The sequence below is a fragment of the Streptodolium elevatio genome, assembly GCF_040649515.1.
GTDB lineage: Bacteria > Actinomycetota > Actinomycetes > Streptomycetales > Streptomycetaceae > Yinghuangia > Yinghuangia elevatio.
The window spans coordinates 1-18,383 of the sequence record NZ_JBEZFP010000071.1; the positions used below are offsets into that span (position 1 = coordinate 1).

At 71.9% G+C, this 18,383-nt stretch carries 11 protein-coding genes; 4 read left to right on the top strand and 7 right to left on the bottom strand.

The genetic code is table 11. From position 1 onward, the window contains the following. Positions 1-40 precede the first annotated feature (40 nt). Both AB0C36_RS24985 and AB0C36_RS24990 read right to left on the bottom strand, forming a co-directional pair. Positions 41-5,293 carry a DUF4082 domain-containing protein gene (locus AB0C36_RS24985; RefSeq protein WP_358357652.1) on the bottom strand — a complete coding sequence of 1,751 codons (5,253 nt, stop codon included), beginning with the start codon at positions 5,291-5,293 and terminating at the stop codon, positions 41-43. 95 nt (positions 5,294-5,388) lie between these two features. Beyond that, complete coding sequence (locus tag AB0C36_RS24990) at positions 5,389-8,586, bottom strand: N,N-dimethylformamidase beta subunit family domain-containing protein (RefSeq protein WP_358357654.1); 3,198 nt, start codon at positions 8,584-8,586, stop codon at positions 5,389-5,391. Between the two features lie 449 nt (positions 8,587-9,035). Here AB0C36_RS24990 and AB0C36_RS24995 point away from each other — a divergent pair, with 449 nt between their 5' ends. Further along, complete coding sequence (locus AB0C36_RS24995) at positions 9,036-9,986, top strand: NAD-dependent epimerase/dehydratase family protein (RefSeq protein ID WP_358357656.1); 951 nt, start codon at positions 9,036-9,038, stop codon at positions 9,984-9,986. A 105-nt stretch (positions 9,987-10,091) separates the two neighbouring features. Here AB0C36_RS24995 and AB0C36_RS25000 read toward each other — a convergent pair whose 3' ends face one another. Further along, on the bottom strand, positions 10,092-10,703 hold the full coding sequence (locus tag AB0C36_RS25000; RefSeq protein WP_358357658.1) for a NeuD/PglB/VioB family sugar acetyltransferase: 612 nt from the start codon (positions 10,701-10,703) through the stop codon (positions 10,092-10,094). Between the two features lie 152 nt (positions 10,704-10,855). Between AB0C36_RS25000 and AB0C36_RS25005 the strand changes: the two genes are divergently transcribed. Then, positions 10,856-11,896 carry an O-antigen ligase family protein gene (locus tag AB0C36_RS25005; RefSeq protein WP_358357659.1) on the top strand — a complete coding sequence of 347 codons (1,041 nt, stop codon included), beginning with the start codon at positions 10,856-10,858 and terminating at the stop codon, positions 11,894-11,896. A gap of 121 nt (positions 11,897-12,017) precedes the next feature. On the opposite strand, the gene AB0C36_RS25010 is transcribed toward AB0C36_RS25005, so the two are convergent. Genes AB0C36_RS25010 through AB0C36_RS25025 form a run of 4 tightly spaced genes read right to left on the bottom strand, consistent with a single transcriptional unit; the run spans position 12,018 to position 15,892 of the window. Then, complete coding sequence (locus AB0C36_RS25010) at positions 12,018-12,707, bottom strand: sugar transferase (protein ID WP_358357661.1); 690 nt, start codon at positions 12,705-12,707, stop codon at positions 12,018-12,020. Continuing rightward, positions 12,704-13,957, bottom strand: coding sequence for a glycosyltransferase (locus tag AB0C36_RS25015; protein WP_358357663.1), 1,254 nt, complete (start codon positions 13,955-13,957; stop codon positions 12,704-12,706). The genes AB0C36_RS25010 and AB0C36_RS25015 overlap by 4 nt, the downstream gene beginning before the upstream one ends. Continuing rightward, the gene (locus tag AB0C36_RS25020; RefSeq protein WP_358357666.1) at positions 13,950-14,762 is read right to left on the bottom strand and encodes a polysaccharide deacetylase family protein; all 813 of its coding nucleotides are present in this window, start codon (positions 14,760-14,762) and stop codon (positions 13,950-13,952) included. Before AB0C36_RS25020 ends, AB0C36_RS25015 begins: the two co-directional genes overlap by 8 nt. A gap of 8 nt (positions 14,763-14,770) precedes the next feature. Then, on the bottom strand, positions 14,771-15,892 hold the full coding sequence (locus AB0C36_RS25025) for a GNAT family N-acetyltransferase (RefSeq protein WP_358357669.1): 1,122 nt from the start codon (positions 15,890-15,892) through the stop codon (positions 14,771-14,773). A 535-nt stretch (positions 15,893-16,427) separates the two neighbouring features. Here AB0C36_RS25025 and AB0C36_RS25030 point away from each other — a divergent pair. After that, positions 16,428-17,294, top strand: coding sequence for a polysaccharide deacetylase family protein (locus AB0C36_RS25030; RefSeq protein ID WP_358357671.1), 867 nt, complete (start codon positions 16,428-16,430; stop codon positions 17,292-17,294). Continuing rightward, complete coding sequence (locus AB0C36_RS25035) at positions 17,291-18,382, top strand: GNAT family N-acetyltransferase (RefSeq protein WP_358357673.1); 1,092 nt, start codon at positions 17,291-17,293, stop codon at positions 18,380-18,382. Before AB0C36_RS25030 ends, AB0C36_RS25035 begins: the two co-directional genes overlap by 4 nt. Position 18,383: the final 1 nt, after the last annotated feature.

Sequence of the window (18,383 nt, forward strand, 5' to 3'; positions counted from 1 at the left end):
GGTCAGTTCGCCACACAGCGCCCTGACCCCGCCGACGTCCCTACGGCTTGTTCGCCGCGGTCGGCACCTCGCCGATGTGCTCCGCCTCGGCCGGCTGGACCGACGGCTGCCCGTCGTGCGTGAAGGCGATTCCGTACAGCGTCGGCGCCACCGCGCCGTTGCCGACGAGCTCCACCTTGTACTGCAGGAACCGCGACCCGCCGCCGACCGTGCTGCCGGAGGCGCCCAGGTCACGCCACTGCGTCCAGGTGGCGTCCGGCACCGCCTTGCTGCCGGTGCGCACCGAGACCTTGAGCGACGTGCCCTGCGGCAGGTCCGCCTGCCAGGTGGCCTGGAGCCAGTTGACCATCTGCGACGCGTCCAGGACCTGGGACGTGTAGCCGCCGGCGGTCTGCTTGTCGCCGTCCTTCACCTGCTTGACCCGCAGCGGGATCCGGTCGGTGAGGGTGTCCCGGGCCGCCGGCGTCATCGCGGGGAGCTGGGCCTTGATGTCGGCGACCTTCGTGCCGTCCACCGAGAAGCGGAAGCCCTTCCCGTCCCGCTCGACCGTGTAGCTGTGCGGCGCACCGCCCCAGTCGCCGTCGATCTTCTTGTCGGTCCGGTCGCGCCCGCCGACGCCGACCGTCAGCGCGTGCAGACCGTCGGCCCGCCATTCGAAGACCGCCGCGGGGCCGTTGACCGGGTCGCCCCAGCCGGCTACCTGCGATGCCGGGCCGTCGAAGACCGCCTGGAAGTCCAGGCGCCGTCCGGAGGACGGGGCGAGGCCGACGCCGGCCGCCGTGCCGTCCAGCGTCAGGGCCCCGTCGTCCACGGTGGTGTTGCCGCCCGGGGCGATGGGCACCTGGCCCCACGGGCCGTTGCCGGTGCCGTCCGCGAAGTCCTGTTCGGCCTGGCTGCCGAGGGTCAGGACCCCTGCGGTCTCGTCGACGACGGCTCCCCCGGTACGGGTGCCCGTCGCGAAGGTCGGTCCGGTGTGCTCGGCCACGCCGTACTTCGGCATGTCGAACCTCGCCGTCCCGGCCTTCTTGCCCGACCAGCTCGTCTCATTGCCCGCGTCGTCCTTCGACACGAGCTGGAAGGCGTACGACTGCCCGGGCACCAGCCCGGTGACGACCGCCTTGTGCGTGGTCACCGGCTCCTGGTCGTCGGCCGCCACGCGCATCTGCGCGGCGCCCTGGCCCACCACGACCTTGGTCGTCGAGGGCTCGTCCGTCTTCCACGTCACCACGGCGGTGCCGTCGGGCCACGGGACCACGCTCTGGTCCGTGATCTTCGGGGCCTTCTTGTCCGCCTTCGGCGTCCTGAACTCCAGCGGCTTCTGCGCCGGGTCCGGGGCGACCGTGGTGCGTCCGGCCGCGTCGACCGAGGTGACGCGGTAGTAGTACGTCGTGTCGGGCTTCAGCGCGCCGACCTCGACGCGGTGCTCGCCGGCGCTCTCCGCGACGTCCTTGACCGGCGCGAGGGCGTCGGCCTTCTCGCCGAGCGCGACCTTCGTCGTCGACGGCGTGTCCGTGGTCCACGAGACGTCGGCGGTGCCGTCCTTCTGCGGGTCGACCGCGAGGGTCTGCACCTGCGGTGCGGCCAGGGCCGCGGTGTAGGTGGCGGTGTAGGCGCCGGAGACGCCGTTGAAGACCGCGTACTCGATGCCCTTGACGGTCTTCTCGGAGAACGGCACCGGTACGCCGCCGCGGGTGAGTCCGCTGAGCGTCTGCCCCGACGGGCCCGCGGTCGGGATCATCGTCATCAGGTTGGCCGCCGCCGCGTTCGCGTTGACCGTGAAGGTGACGTTGTTGCCGGTGCGGGTCAGCCCGGTGATGGACGACTGGTTGCGGCCGTCCGTCCACTCCAGCAGCTGCTTCGCCGAGACAACCGGTACGCCCTTGGCCTTGGCCGCGGCGATGACGGCGTCCTGGATGGTGATCTGGTCCACCGCGTCACAGGTGCCGGTCGTGTTGGCGAGCCTGTTGTCGAGGTGGTTGTTGAGGGTGATGGCCGCGTAGAAGCCCTGGCTGCCCTGGGCGCGGTCGACCATCGTGTTGAACTGCGTCGGGTACGTCTGGCAGAACTCGTCGTGCAGCTGCGTCGCCGCCTGGTACACGTCGATCATCGTGCCGTTGGGGTCCGCGAACCGCATCGGCATGCCCGAACCGGTGTAGTAGCCCGGCGCGTTCTTCATGAGCGGCGAGCCGTACGAGTTCGACCACACGTCCGGCAGGTAGTAGTAGTTGGTGTCCATGCGCACGCCGTTGGCCAGTTCGACCGTGGCGTTGGTGCTGTAGTCGGGCCACGTCATGCAGTGGGTCCGGCTGGTGGTCGGCGTGTAGCCGTACTTGCCCTCGAAGTCGCCGAGGCTCGCGGTGAACGCGTTGGTCAGCGTCGACTGGATGACCGGCTGCGGGGTGTTCGGGTTGACCCCGACGCAGTGGCCGTTCTCGGAGACGTGGCGGCCGACCTCGTAGCCCTGCGTGCGCCAACCGTTGACGGTGGCGGAGGACGCCTCGCCGTCCGCGTCCCAGATGTAGAAGGTGCCGCGCATGCAGCGCCAGTTCTTCACCCAGTCGGCCTGCGTGAGCGCGCCCGTGCATGCGGGGTCGCTGTTGGCGTTGTACTTGCTCACGCGGTCGGTGATGCCGAGCTGCGGGGTGTTGTGGTGGTCACCGGTCGACACCAGTACCGCCGGGTGCAGGTCGGGTGTCGCGGATCCGGCCTTCCCGGGGAAGTACCAGAAGCGCGGTACGGGTGCCTTGTCGCGGTTGGCCTTCTCGATGACGTTGGCGAGCAGCCGCTGCTGCTCGTCGGCCTGCGGCACCTCGACCCGGTTCAGGTCGATCCAGTCCCGGTAGAACATGTCGGTGGAGCGGAGGTTGTCGGTGAGGGTGTCGTTCTCCTTGTTGGCCTGCGCCGGGTTGCCCTGACGGGTCAACACGACGGACTTGGCCAGGTCGAAGGCGAACGCCGTGACGGTGCCGCTCCCGACGGTCCGCTGGGTGACGGCCGGCTTGCCGACGCCGGTGGGCTCGGCTGCCCCGGTACGCCGGAACAGCTCCGCGATCACGGTGGTCCCGGCCGCGGGCGTCCACTGGTCGGCGTTGCCGTGGTACTGGATGGCCCGGTCCGCGTAGATGCCCGCTCCGGGTCCGGTGGTGTCCTGCACCTTGAGGTACTGGTCGCTCAGCACACCCGCGCTCGAGGTCAGCCCGGTGAGCGCGGACAGCGTCGCGCGCGGGCGCATCGTGATCAGGTTGCCGCCGTTGTTGACCCAGGTGGTCAGGGCGGTGATCAGGGTCGGGCTCGGGTCGAGGTCGCCGAGGACGACCGTCGTGTACTTGTTGAGCTCGGTCGGGTTCACCGCGCCGATGTCCAGCGTCGTGAAGGAGTTGAGGCCTTCGGCGCGCAGGATCTCGCTGTAGTAGCAGGCGTACGGGTTGGCGTTCGACGTCACGACCAGGATCGGCCCGGCGTTCGGCGACGAGCACGGCGCGGGCGGCGGTGCGGCCCCCGTGGTGAAGTTCCAGGTGGCGCCGGTGCCGTTGTTCCCGGCCAGGTCCTGGAAGTTGCCGAGGGTCAGGGTGTACTGCGTCGAGTACGCGAGGGGCGCGCTCGGCTTCAGCAGCACCTGCGTGGGCTGCGCCGGGTCGTCCAGCTCCAGCGTGGCGGGCACGGTGGTCGCGCCCTGCTTGAGGGTGAAGCTGATCGTCGCGGGCTTGACCGCCTCGCTGAAGTCCACCTCGGGCTGGATGGCGATCGGCACGCCGGTGTCGTTGGGCAGCGGGTTGCGGTTCGCCAGGACGGGCGCGACGGTGTCCGTGCCGTCGGTGTCGAACAGGACGTCGACCCAGTAGTTGCTGTTCTGGTAGCTGTCGGTCGGGAACGTCGTGCCGCTGGCGTACTTGTAGACGCCGTTGGGCGCGCCGCCGACGCTCGCCGGCGCCACGATCTTGGCGTTGCCCGCCGACTGACCGGAGAAGAAGCCATTGGCGTACGCGTAGTTGCCGCTCATCGTGTGGTACGACGCGATGTACGTCGTATTGGCGGTCACCGCAACGGGGTTCGCCAGGTTGACGGTCTTCCAGCCGGACCCGCTGAGATTGGTGACGTTGTCGACGCCCGCGATGCGCGCGCCCGCAGTGTTCCACAGGCTGACCGTGAAGGGCCCGGTGTTGGCCGAGCTCTTGTAGAACTTGATCGCCTTGATGAAGCCGTTCGCCGTGGTGTGGAAGCGTACGCCCAGCTCGTTCGGCGAGTCGTCGTTGTTCGGCGTGGCCACCGGCTCGCTGCCGGTGAAGATGCTGAACGTCGACGTCGAGGGCGGGGTGGCCGCGGTGGTGAACGACCACGTCTTCGGCGCCATCGTGTTGCCGGCGGCGTCCTTGGCCCCGCTGACGGTGGCCGTGTAGACGGTGGACACGGCGAGGTTGGCGGTCGGGGTGAAGGTCGCCGTCATGGTGCCGGCGTCATATGTCCCGGTGCCGGCCACCGTCGAGTTGTCGGGCTTCTTGAGCTCCCACGCGACGGTCGCGGGCTGCACGGCCTCGCTGAAGGTCGCGCTGAGGCTGGAGTTGACCGGCACGGCCGTCGCGCTGTTGGCGGGCGACGTCGTGGTCACGGTCGGCGCGGTCGCGTCGACGCCGGGCTCGAACACCGGGTCGACCCAGTAATTGCTGGCGTTCCACGAGTTGTTCGGCATGACCGTGCCGCCCGCACCGGCCTGGTACACGCCGTTGCCCTGACCGCCCCCGCTCGCGGGCGCGGTCAACTGCTCACTGTCGAACACCTGGTTGAAGAAGCCGGTGGTCGCCGTGTAGCGGCCGTTGGGCGCGAGGTAGGACGCGATGTATGTCGTCCCCGCCGTCACGTCGACCGGGGCGGCGAACATCTGGGTCTGCCACCCGGACGCGGTCTCGTTCGCGAACGTCACCTGCGTGGCGGTGCCCGTGGTGGTGTTCCACAGGTAGCCCTTGTGCACGCCGGTGTTGGCCGGGTCCTTCCAGAACTTGACGCCGAGCACACGGCCGTTGACCTTGGGCGTGAACCGCACGCCGAGTTCGACGGAGATGGCCTCGCTGTCCGGCCCGATGCCCGGGTTCGTGGTCCCGAAGAGGGAGCACGGGTTGCAGGGCGCGGCCTGTGCGGACAGCGGTGAGAAGAGCGTGAACAGCAGCGCCGCGACCGCCGCGAGGGCCGTCGTGACGCTCGACAGGGCCGCGGCCTTCTTCCGACGCGAGCGGAAGGGGCCGAAGGCCCGACGGGGTCTGAGGGTTCGGGAACGCGGCGGCGCGTGGCGGCGTGCCATCGTCGGTACTCCTATGTGGAAGTTCGATACGGGCGGCGGGGCGCCGACGCGGCGCCCCGCCCGAAGACGTGCTGCTCTGGTGGGCCGACCGGCGGTCAGCTCGTCGTGAACGTCACGTCCACCCAGTAGTTGCTGGCGCTCCAGGAGTCGGTCGGGAAGCCCCCGCCGGTGCCCTGCCGGTAGACGCCGTTGCCGCCGGCCGGACCGGAGGCGAGGGCCTTGACGGGGCCGGTCCCGGCCTGCTGCACAAGGCCGTCCTGGTCGGCGGCGTACCGGCCGACCGGGGCGTAGTACGACGCGACATAGGTCGTGCCGGCCGTCACCGGGACCGGCGTGTCGAAGGTGACCTGCTGCCAGCCGGTCGCGGTCTCACCCGTGAAGGTCTTGGTCGCCAGCAACGTGCCGGACGCCGACCACAGGTGTGCGACGTGTGTGCCGGTGTTGCCGGTGCCCTTGTAGAACCGCACGCCGGTGATCGAGCCGTTGACGGTCGTGGTGAACTTGACGCCCACTTCGATCGGTATCGACTCGGGGTCGGACGGCGTGCCCGGCACCGTGCCCGAGGGCCAGATGGTGCACGGCGCGCAGGTCGGCGGCGGGGTGGTCCCGGCCGTGGTGAACGACCAGGTGACCGGGTTCATCGCGACGCCGCCGGTGTCCTTGGCGCCGCTGAGGGTTGCCGTGTAGACGGTGCCCGGCAGCAGGTCGGCCCCCGGGTCGAAGGTGGCGGTGCGCGTCCCCGCGTTGTACGACGCGGCCCCGGAAACCGTGGAGTTGTCCGGCTTCTTGAGCTGCCACGTGACGGTCGCGGGCTGCACGTCCTTGTCGAACGTCGCGGTCAGGTTGGACCCGACCGCCACGTTCGCGGCGCCGTCCGCCGGGGTCTTGCCGGTCGGTGCGGGGCCGACCGGCGGCGGGGTCGACGAGGTCGTGAAGACCACGTCCACCCAGTAATTGGCGGCGTTCCACGTGGCGTTCGGGAACCCGCCGGCCTCGCGGTAGACCCCGTTGCCGCCGGACGTACCGCTGGCCGGGGCGGTCAGCGGGGCGCGGGAGAACTGCGCGGCGAAGTAGTTCTCGTCCGCCGCGTAGCGCCCGTTCGGCGCGAAGTAGGACGCGATGTAGGTCGTGTTCGCGGTCACCGGGACCGGCGCCGAGAACATGACCTGCTGCCAGCCGCTCGCGGTCTCGTTCGTGAAGGTGGCCTCGGCCAGCTGGGTGCCCGACGAGTTCCACAGGTGGCCGACGTGCGTCCCGGTGTTCTCGGCGAACTTGTAGTAGCGGACGCCGGCGATGTAGCCGTCCCGGTCCGGCTTGAACTTGACGCCCAGTTCGACCGGGTCGGAGTAGTTGTCCGCACCCGAGCCGGGCACCGTGCCCTCGGGCCAGATGGTGCACGGACAATTGACGACCGGCGGTGGACCGCCGCTGCCGACCACGACGTTGACCCCGGCGCCGGGCGTCTCGCTGCGCACGCTGTCGTCGGTGGCCCGGCTCTTGATGGTGATCGGGCCGGTGGCCGTCGGCGTGAAGCTGTACGTCCACGACTCGCGCCCGGTGGTCGCCGGGTGCCAGGTGGCACCGTTGTCGGTGGAGATTTCGACGCCGCCGACCCGCCCGCCGCCGCTGTCGACCGCGGTGCCGGTGATGGTGGTGGCCTGGTTGACCGCGATGTTCTGGCCGGCGACCGGCGCGGTGATCTGCGAGGTCGGCGGCGTGGTGTCGGCTGACGTGGTGGGCGCGGTCATGCCGGCCATCAGGGTCCCGGGCAGCACGCCCATGTCGGCGAACAGGTTGAGCGTGGCCTGCTGCACCGCGGTGTCGACGCTTCCGGTGCCGCTGGTGCGGGTGTTGTCCAGGCCCCACGACCACTGGATGGTCCCCGCGCCGAAGACCAGCGCGCCGCTGGGCGCGCGGTACAGCGTCAGGTGGTGGGTCGCGGTGCCGTCGGCGTACGACGAGCCGTAGTCCTGCAGCATGTCGCCGGATTCGGTGGTCGTGGACAGCCGGATCATGTTGGCCGGGCGCGCGCTGTTCTCGGTGTCGACGTCCCACTCGTAGCCGAGCAGGCCGCTGCCGAGTGTGGTCTCGGTTCCGGCGGCGAGTGTCGCGGCGCGGGTGTTGCGCCAGAAGCGCATCTTGCCGTCGGCGCTGTTGACCGTCATGTCGGTGGTGCAGCAGTTGGCCTTGAACTGCTGTCCGGTCAGCGAGTTCTCCGGCTTGCCGCCGTCCGCGGGCGGCGAGAAGCGCGGGTCGCGCCACGTGCCGGTCCACATGTTCGGGCCCGCCGGGTCGGTCTTGTCGTCGTCGAGGGTCTCCTTGTAGGTGACGACGGTGCGGTATTCCGCCCCCTCGCCGTTCATGCCGCCGTTCTCCCAGCGGGTCTTCCAGAACAGCTCGTTGCCGGAGAAGAACGCCAGGTTGACGCCCGCGTCCCGGGCCGCCTCGACGTTGGTGCGCTGCTCGGCCGACCAGTACTCGTCGTGGCCGACGGACAGGAACACCTTGTGGTTCTTGATCAGTTGGCCGCGGCGGGCGGTGTCGGCGTTGGTGGTGTAGCTGACGTCGTAGCCGTTGCGCTCGAGGAAGCGGATCATCGGGTACTCGGCGTTGAACAGCCAGTCCTCAGGGTTGTCCCCGCGCGTGGTGAACGGCCGGTTGTAGCTGACCTTGTACGCGCGGCCGACCGGCTGGCCCTCGTAGAGGCTGTTGCCGCCGTACTCGTTGTACGCCTGCCAGGTGGTGTCCGACGCCTGCATGAACAGCTTCGACGTCGACGCGTCGTCGCGTACGACGAAGGCGATGTGGCTCGACCCCGTCGTGCCGTCGGTACGGACCAGCTTGGCCAGGTAGTAGCCGGAGACCGACCCCGCCGGAACCGTCCACGAGGCGGACTCGGCCCAGTTGGAGCAGTCGATCAGGCCGGTGTTGGCGTCGTCGGAGTTGCAGCCGGGCTGGTTCTGCGGCAGCGGCGCCGACGGATTGACCGTGGTGATCTTGCGGGCGCCGTTGCCGCCGTAGTAGCCGAGCCGGTAGATGTCGAGGCGGTACCCGGTGGCCGGGGTCTTGACCTTGAAGCGGACCGTCTGTCCGACGTTGACGCTGATCTCGGTCGCGAAGCCCTGGATCGAGCTGCTGCCCGAGCCGGTGACGTCCCAGGTGCTGCGGGCGGTGCCCGCCTTGCTGTTCTCGCACACGATCGCGTTGACGACCGGTGCGTCGCACGGCCCGGCGCTGGCGCGGCCGGCGGTGGGCAGCACGATGGCCATCGCGCCGAGCAGCGCGAACAGCACGAGATAGACCGGCGAAACGGTGCGCCCCCGCCACCGCGGCCGAAGTCTGCCCCCAAGTTGCCGGAAACCAGGACGGCGAAATGCCGCGGAATGCATGATGGCGACCCCTACCCCTAGGACCCGGTCGGGCCCTCTCCCCAGAGCAGCCGGCCGGGCCGCCTGCCGACGTCCCCCACGGGTCCGATTCCGACGGGGGTGAGCGTCGCCGGCAGTTGCCTGCGCACAGTGTTGCGCAAGAACATCGCTGATGTGGGCACTTCGAAACGGTTGCCCCGCCGAGCGCGGACGCTGGGTAGCATGCCTCCACCGGACCGGGCCGTTTGAGGGGGCTCTGGGGGCCTGTCCGCGATTCGCCTCACCGCCGCATGTGCAGCCGGGGCGCGGTGGATTTGCAGCCGGAATGCTGAAGTGCCGATTTGCCGATGTGCAGCCGAAGCAGTGGGGGGCTCATGAAGGTCGTCGTGACCGGTGGTGCCGGTTTCATCGGGTCGAATCTGGCGCGGGCGCTGCTCGCGCGGCCCGAGGTCGACGAAGTGGCGGTGGTCGACGACCTGTCCACCGGTTCGCTGGACAATCTCGCGGGCGTGGCCGTGGACTTCCACCGCGGGACGTTCCTGGACGAGGAGTTGATGGACAAGGCGTGTGCCGGGGCGGGCGCCGTGGTGCACCTGGGCGCGCTGCCGTCGGTGCCGCGGTCGATCGAGGCGCCGCTCGCGAGCCACCACGCCAACGCGACCGGCACGCTGATGGTCCTGGAGGCCGCGCGGCGGGCCGGTGGTGCGCATGTGATCGCGGCCTCGTCGTCGTCGGTGTACGGGGGCAACCCGGTGCTGCCCAAGCGCGAGGACCTGCGCACGATGCCGCTGAGCCCGTACGCGGTCAGCAAGTTGGCGACCGAGTCGTACGTGCTCGCGTACGGGCACTGCTACGGGCTGCCGGTGCTGCCGTTCCGCTTCTTCAACGTGTTCGGCCCGTTGCAGCCGGCCGACCACGCGTACGCGGCGGTGATCCCGCGCTTCGTCGACGCCGCGCTGGCCGGACGCCCGCTGACCGTGCACGGCGACGGCGAGCAGACGCGCGACTTCACCAACATCGGCAGCGTCTGCGCGGTGCTGACCGACGCGGTGGTGCGCCGGGTGACCCACGACGGGCCGGTCAACCTGGCGTTCGGCACCCGCACATCGCTCAACGCGCTCATCACGCTGCTCGGCGAGGTGCTGGGCGAGCCGCTGGACGTGGAGCACGTCGAACCGCGGGCCGGGGACGTCCGGGACTCGCAGGCGGACAGCTCGGAGCTGCGCCGGCTGTTCCCCGACGCGCAGCCCGTCGACCTGCACCAGGGGCTCGCGGAGACCGTGGCGTGGTTCCGGTCCCGGGTCGCGGTGCCGACCCGGGGATGACCGGTGTCCGAAGCACGGGGACGCGGACCGGGCCGGACGGCCGCACGGCGGCCTCCTATCGGGATCGTCGGCAACGCCGGGAACATCGCGGCGGCGCGGCGGGGCTCAGCGGTCGCACGGCGGCAGCGGCCGGGCAGGCGATCCGACGACGACCTGGCCGGCCGGTACGTCGCGGGTGACGACCGCGCCCGCCCCCACGAAGGCGCCTTCGCCGACCGTGAGTCCTTGCAGCACCACGGCATTGCTGCCGACGGTGGCGTCGGCGCACAGGTGCACGTTTCCGGAGATGTTGGCCCCGGGGTAGACCGTCACGCGTGCGTCGAGGACGGCGTCGTGTCCGACGGTGGCGTTGTAGTGGACCTGCGCGTGCGGTCCGACCGTAATGCTGCTCGACACGTGTGCGTTGGCCAGGACGAGGCAGCCGTCCGCGATGCGGGTTTCGGGGGCGATGACCGCGCGCGGGTGGACGAGCGTCGCCGCGGTAAGCCCGAGTTGGTCCAGGAGTTCCGCCAGGCGCGCGCGGGCGGCCGGTGCGGCGATTCCGATCAGGTACGCGGCACCCGGTCCGGCCTCGGTGGGCCGCAGGACCGGCAGGCCGCGCACCTTGCCGCCGGCGAGCGTGTCGTCGAGGAACGCGTCGACGGCCGCTCCGGCGGCGATCGCGGCGTCGAGGGCTTCGCGGCCGACGCCGCCGGCCCCGGCGATGAAGAAGGACATGGCCCCATCCTGCCGTGCGGCGGGGGTTCGCAGACACGACCTCGGACCACACCGCCCGGTGCGGTGACCGGAAAGGCAGCGCGATGATCCCGAAGCGCATCGGGAGCTCCCGTGCGGCGCGTGCGTGGCGGCGGCTGAAGAGGTCGCGGGCCGTGCGGCGTTCGCTGGGCGTGACCGGGCGGATCGACCGGGGGAACCTCTCCCGGTTGGATCTCCTCGGCGTGATCCTCGTCGCGGCGGCGGCCGTGTGGGGGCTGCTGGCCGCCGCCGGGCGTCCGGCGAGTCCGGAGGGGTACCTGCTGGGGCTGCTGACGATCTCGGTGGCGTACGTCGCCGGGCGCGTGGCCGGTGCGCAGTCGGCGTTCGGCGTCTGCGCGGCGCTCGCGGGTGCGGTGGCGGTGCTGCTGCTCCTGTCGCCGGACGCGCTGGCCGGCGAGACCCTCGCGGCACCGCTCGGCTACGGCAACGCCAACGGTGCGCTGGTGGCGCAGGCCGTCGGGGCGGCGTGCCTCGCGGCGCTCGCCGCCACCGGCGACCGGCGGCGCGGTGAAATGCACCTGCTGGCCGGGCTGTTGGTGCTGGGCGCCTTCGCGACACGGTCGCTGGCGGCGGTGTTCGGCGCGCTGGTGATCCTGCTGATCGGGTTGACCGCGCTGTCGGCCCGGCGGCGCGGTTCGTTCGTGGTCGTCGGTGCGCTGTGTGTCGCGGTCGTCGCGGCAGGCACCGTGTACCTGGGCGGCGACCGGGTGTCAGGGGCGTCCGGGGTGCGCGGCACGGCCGAGTCGGGGCTCACCGAGCGGCGGATCGATGTGTGGCACGACGCCTTGGAGTTGACCCGGGAGAACCCGTGGCGCGGCTCCGGCCCGGGGACGTTCCTCGCGCAGAGCCCGACGGCGAGGGCGGACGGCGACACCAAGTCGGCGCATTCGCAGTGGCTTCGGCAGGCCGCCGAGCAGGGTGTGCCCGGATTGCTGTGCCTGGTCGCGCTGTTGGCATGGGCGTACGTGCGGCTGTGGCGCTCCCGGCAGGATCCGGCCGTCGTGGCGATCGGGGCGGCCTCGCTGACGGCGTTCGCGCTGCACGCGTCGATCGACTACGTCGCGGAGTTCCCGGTGGTGCTGGCCGCGGTGGGGGTGGTCCTGGGGGTCGCGACAGCGGCGCCGGACCAGCAGTTGCGGTCCTGGCACCGTTGACGCCGGGCGCGGTCGGTGGTGCCGTCTCCGCAGGCTTCCCCGTCGGGACCTTCCGGGTCAGCAGGCTCCCGGATCAGCAGGCTCCCGGGGCAACAGGCGCCCGGGTCAGAAGGCTTCCCCGTCAGGAAGCTTCCTCGGCGGCAACGGCGTCCACCGTCGCGGCGGGGTTGTAGGGCACCGTCCACGGCCCCCGGCTGCCGGGACCGGCGGGCGCCGCGGCGACGGGCGGCTTGTGGGCCGCGGGGAACCCGGGGTTGACGCCGTTGGCGCCGGTGATGCCCTGCGGCCTGAGCAGGACCACGACGGTGCGCAGCAGGATCCGGGTGTCGAGCCGGAGGCCGTGGTTGCGGACGTAGTAGAGGTCGTACTCGATGCGCGCCGGCCAGCTGAGGGCGTTGCGGCCCTGGACCTGGGCCCAGCCGGTCAGGCCCGGTCGTACGTCGAGGCGCCCCCGTTGGCGCGGCGTGTAGTGCGCGACCTGCTCGGGTAGCGTCGGTCGGGGCCCGATCACCCCCATGTCGCCGAGCAGGACGTTGATCAGCTGCGGGAGTTCGTCCATGCTCGTGGTGCGCAGGAGGTGGCCGACGCGGCTGATGCGGTCCTGGTCGGGCTCGTCGGGGTACCGCGCGTGGCGCATCGTGCGGAACTTGAGGATTCGGAACTCGCGTCCGTGCAGGCCGCTGCGGGTCTGCCGGAACAGCACCGGGCCGCCCATGGTGGTGCGGATGAGAACGGCGATCACGATGATCACCGGGCCGAGCAGCAGCAGCGTCAGCGCGGCGGTCGCGATGTCGAACAGTCTCCGCATCATGCCTGGCCCTCTTTCCCGTGCCCGTGGCGTGCTGCGTCGGCGGGGCGGACACCCCAGCCGAGTTTTTTGCGGCGCGCGACGGCCCGGTAGGTGTCGACGGACACCTGGGCGACGCGGCGTTGGTCGAACTCGGCGAGTGCGCGCTCGCGGCCGGCGGCGGCGAGTCGGGCGCGCAGTTCGGGTTCGGTGAGCATGCGGGCGATGGCGGCGGCCAGCGCGACGTCGTCGCCGGGCGGCACGAGGAGCAGGTGCTCGCCGTGTGTGCCGATCTCGCGGCAGCCGCGGATGTCGCTGAGGACCATGGGTACGCCGCTGGCCGCGGCCTCCATGGCGGAGCGCGAGAAGCCCTCGCGGTAGGAGGGCAGGACGAACACGTCGAGTGCGGCGTACACGTCGGGCATGTCGGAACGGCCGCCGAGGTGGTCGACGCCGGAGCGGCCGTCGGTGGCGAACGCGTCGGGCTTGTCGGGGTCCTCGGGGCCGATCCAGACGAAGCGGGCCTTGCCGGCGAGCGTGCGAGCGGCCGCCTCGTACTCGGCTATGCCCTTCTCCGCGACGCGTCGGCCGACTCCGCCGACGAGGAGTTCGTCGTCGCCGACGCCGAGTTCCGCGCGGACCCGGCGGCGTGCCTCCGCGTCGGGACGGAAGCGGCGCAGGTCGGTGCCGTTGCCGACGACGCGGGAACGCCATGCCGGGACCGCGCGGGCGAGAGTCCGGTGGTCGGTGGCGTTCTGGTACAGCTCGGCGTGCGACGCCAGGGCCGCGGCGGACTCCGCGCCCAGCACGAACGCGCGGCGCGGCCACGGGTCCCCGGGCCGGATCCAGAGTCCGTGACACGTGTTCACGACGACGGGCACCCCGGCCGCGCGGCCGAGGATCCGGCCCAGTACGCCGGTCTTGGGGTTGTGCGTGTGCAGGACGTCGAGGCGCAACCGGCGCAGGGTGGCGGTGAGTTCGCGGGCGGCCGCGGCGTCGCGGGCGAGGTCCCACGACCGGGTGAGTGCGTGCAGCGGTACGTGCGTGACGCCGAGTGCCTCGATGCCGGGCACGTACTCGCCGGGGGCGCTGAGCCCGAACACCTCGAAGCCGGCGGCGACGTCCACCTCGAGTTCGGTGCGCAACAGCAGCGCCAAGCTCATGTCGACCGTCGTCAGGTGGGCGACCCGCAGGGGTCTGCCGCCGGGTCCGACGGGGACGGTGAGGCCGTCGGGCAGTGTCGTGTCCGACGGTCCGGGACGGTGCTCAGGCACGGGCGCCCGCTTTCTTGCCGAGGCGTACGGCCCCGGCGTACGCGCGTTCGGGGCCGAGGTTGCCGGTGAGCTTGGCACTGAAGAACTCGGTGGGGTCGGTACGCCGGACCGGGACGCGGTTGAGGCGTATCGGGTCGGTGCCGGGAAGGTTGCGGCCGAGGGTGCCGGTGGCGGCGCTGCGGAATCGGCAGCGCAGCGCGTGCTCCATGGCGGGCACCGGGACGCCCCAGGTGTACGCGAAGTGGTCGGGCCGTACGCCCAGGTTCTTCTCGATGTCGTCCGAGGCGGCGTCGAGTTCGTCCTCGGTGAGGGCTTCGGGCCGGGCGTGGCTGCGGGTGTGGTTGCCGATGGTCAGCAGGCCGCTGCCGTGCATTTCGGCGAGTTGGTCCCAGGTGAGGGCCGGTGCGCCGGAACTGGTACCGGTCGAGCCTTCCCAGTGCATGGTGCCGCCGACCATGCCGCTGGCGAGGTAGAGGGTGAAGGGCAGCCCGCGGTCGCGCAGTTGAGGCCAGGCGTTGTCGTAGACGTCCGCGAAGCCGTCGTCGAAGGTGAGGACGACGGACGGGGTGCGGTCGGCGCCGTCGAGCCGGTCGAGCGCGGTGTCCAAGGACACCACCGAGCCGGTCGGCAGCGCGTCGACCTGGTCGGCGAACCGGTCCGCGGGCAGGTCGAGTTCGTCCCGGGTGCCGCCGCCGACGCGGTGGTAGATGAGCACCGTCGCGCCGGATGCGGGCCGGCGTCCGGCGCAGCGGGCGAGTCCGCGTTTGAGCCCGGTGCGGACCTGGTCGCCGCTGAGCCTGGTCATGCGCCTGGTCATGCCGTCGTGCCCCCTGGTGAAGTCGGTGCGGTGGCGCGGCCTCGCGCGCGGGCCCGCAGGCGTCCGACGGCCGCGGCGCGCGCGGTGCGGGCCAGGGCGCGGACGGGCAGGACGGCGGAGGCGAAAGGACGTTCGCGGACCGCCTCGACGTCGAGGAGCGGCGGGCGCTCGGGTGCGAGGCGGTTCTTCTGGACGGTGGTGGTGGGCAGCAGGTCGACGAGGGCGGGCGGGTCGGCGGGGTCCTCGGTCAGGATGTGCTGGTGAGCGCGCCACATCGCGAGGTTGCCTACGCCGAGCGGGGCGAGTTCCTCGTCGTACGCGGTGGAGTGCCACAGTGCGACGGAGCCGACCCGGAACCACAGGTAGGTGGCGGCCGGGCGGTCGCCGACGCGCAGCACGTACAGCCGGGCCCAGCCACGGGCGGCGGCGCGGCGCACGAAGTCGAGGCGCTCGGCGCGTATGCGGTCGGTGAGCGGACCCTTCCAACTGCGCGGGAACAGGTCCGCGTAGACCGCGAAGCCCGTGTCGATGTCGCCTGCTTCGAGGTAGGCGTCGAAGACGACGTCGCCGTGCTTGCCGATCTTGCGCTCGACTCGGCCGCAGTGCGTGTGGAAGGACTTGAAGCGGGCGCGGTGGCCGTCCCAGCCGTCCTCGACGCCGGCGAGCATGTCGTGCGACCGTTCGCGGGCGTGTACGTCGTAGCCGGTGCGGCGCAGTGCGCCGAGCAGACGGTGGGTGGCCGCGTCGCGGCTGGGCAGTCGGCGCAGCCGCAGGTCGCGTACGCCGCTCCGGGCCAACTGCTCGGCGAGCGGCGTGAGGTCGGCCTGTTCGCTGACGACGCGCGAGCGGGGCCGGTCGGGGGCGAAGGTCGTGTAGCGGCCGTCGCCGTGGTCCTGGAGGGCCAGCAAAGATTGCGGGCGTCCGGTGGCCTCGTCGACGACGGCGGCTATGCGGGCGCGTTCGGCCGTCTCGGGGTGCGTGGCGAGGACCGCTCCGGCCCACACGTGGGTGTCGAAGCAGTCGGCCAGCGTGCCTCGGGCCGCCACGAGGTCGTCCCAGCCCGCGGCGAAGGCCGCGTCGAGGTCCTGCGCGCGCAGGAGTACTCCGCGGGCGCTCAACGGCCCGCCTCCGACCGTGCGCGGGCAGCGGCTTCGGTACACCGTGCCGCGCTGGTCTCCCTGACTGCCCTGCGTCCGACGGCCCCGTCGCGGCGCATGGCTGATACCGCCCCCACCATGAGACCCCAGCGTCTCTCAGCCCCGGCATGAGCAGTGCCGAGGCGTGCTCCTAGAGCCGCGCCCCGGTGCTCCCCCACCTGGACACAGCCCACCCGCGCATCAGCCTAGGGGCACGCAAGCCGCCATGCGGGTGGTTTCGCCAGGAATTCGCGAATGCTCCGCCGAGTCGGCCCGATGGGCGTGCCATGCGCCCCGTACGTCACATCCCGGCCCGACATCCGGCGCGGCCCGCGGGATGCCTCCGGTGTCGTCGTTCCCGGGTGGGAGCAATCGGCCAAGCGGCTGACGGTGTGTGAAAAGGCTTGTTACCGTGCCCTGTGGGGAGGCCGGAGGGTGCGGCCGTGGGAGTTTTCGGTGGGGAGAGACATTGCGATCAAGCCTGCGCTCCGGGCTGCGCACGGGCGGGGACACCATCATGCGCCGGTCACCGGCGCAGTGGTGGTTCGGCGGTCGGGCCGTCTCGCGCCTCGCGGTGCTGGGCTATCACGGCGTCGACGACCCGGAGGGTTTCGCACGGCAGTTGGACCGGCTGACGCGTATCGCGCGTCCGGTGTCGCTCGACGAGGTGGAGCACGCGATCGAGCACCGGCGTCCGCTGCCGGGGCGGGCCGTGCTGATCACGTTCGACGACGGTGAGCGCAGCGTCCTCGAGCACGGGCTCCCCCTGCTTCGCGAACGCGGCCTCCCGGCGGTGGCGTTCGTGATCCCGTCGCTGGTCGGGACGGACACCCCCTTCTGGTGGCACGAGGTGGACCGGCTGGTCGCCGCGGGCGCCGGCGCGGAGCGGAGCACCGCGGCATGGCTGCGGCACCTCAAGACCGTGCCGCAGGCCGAACGGCTCGCGGACCTGGACCGGCTGCGCGCGGGCCGCGCGGCGGTACGCCAGACGCAACTGACCGCCGACGAGGTGCGCGCCCTCGACGCGGGCGGGGTCCGGGTGGAGAACCACTCGCTGACGCACCCGCTGCTCGACCGCTGCGACGACGCCGACATCCGCACCGAGATCGGCGAAGCGCACGACCTGCTCACCAAGATCCTCGGCCGGGCGCCTCGGTCCTTCGCGTACCCGAACGGCAATTGGGACGCCCGCGCGGAGCGCCTGCTGCACGAACTGGGCTACACCACCGCGTTCCTGTTCGACCACCGGCTCGGGCCCCGGCTGCCCGACCAGCCGCTGCGCGTGTCGCGGCTGCGGGTCGCGTCGGGCACGCCGCCGGACCGCTTCGAGACCATCCTGTCGGGGCTGCACCCGGCCGTACACGGACTGCGGGGTCGCGGATGAAGGTGGTCGAGGCGGCGTCCGCACTGCCCGAGCTGGTGCGCGACCCGGTCGCGTTGGAGAAGCTCGTGCCCGCCTGGCGCGAACTGGCCGCCGCGACGGGGGTCGCGTACTTCGGTACGCCGGACTGGGTGCTGTCCTGGTGGGAGCACATCGGCGCGAACGGTCCCGGGAGCCCGCTGGTCGCGGTGTGGCGCGGCGCGAGCGGCGAGCCCGAGGCGGTCGTCCCGCTGCTGCGGACCCGCCAGGCGCTGCATCCGCGCCTGCCCGGCGGGGCGCGCTGCCTGACGTTCCTGGGCTCCGGCGCCGCGGCGGCCGACCACTGCGGGTTCGCCGTCGAGCCGCGGCGCGCCGACGACGTGCGCGCCTGGTTCGCCGCGGCGGCCCGGCGGCACACCCTGTGGCTGCCCAACCTCGACACGGCGACGGGCATGTCGTACATCCCGCCCGGTGCGCGGCTGGTCGAGCGCACCGCGTGTCCGACCATGCCCGCCGATCCGGACCGCATCGGGTCGGCGCGCTTCCGCAAGGACCTGCGGCACTACGGGCGTCGTCTGGCCGCCGAGGGTGTGCGGTTCCGGTTCGCGGCGCCCGGCGCGGTCGACGACAAGTTGTTCGACGTCCTGCTGGCCCTGCACGGGCAGCGGCAGACCGCGATCGGCCGCGCCACGACCTTCGACGTGTCCCGCAAGCCGTTCCACATGGCGTTGAGCGGCCGCGCCGCGCCCGGGCGCGGGCCGTGCGCCATGGTCGCCGAGGGCCCGGACGGACCGGTCGGGGTGCTGTACGGGTTCCTCTGGGGCGACACGTTCTCCTACTACCAGACCGGCTGGGACCCGTCCTTCGCCCGGCTGAGCCTCGGCACCGTACTCGTCGCCGAGACCGTCGCCGCGGTGCACGCCGAGGGCGCCGCCGTGTTCGACTTCCTGCGCGGCGCCGAGGAGTACAAGTACCGCTTCGGGGCGGTCGACCGGCACGACACCACGTGGCTGGCCGGCCGCGGGTTGTCCCGGCTGGTGTTGGAGGGGCGCTCGGCCGCGAAGTCGCGGCAATCGCGCCGGGCCGCGGACCGGATCGTGTCGGAGAGGTGAG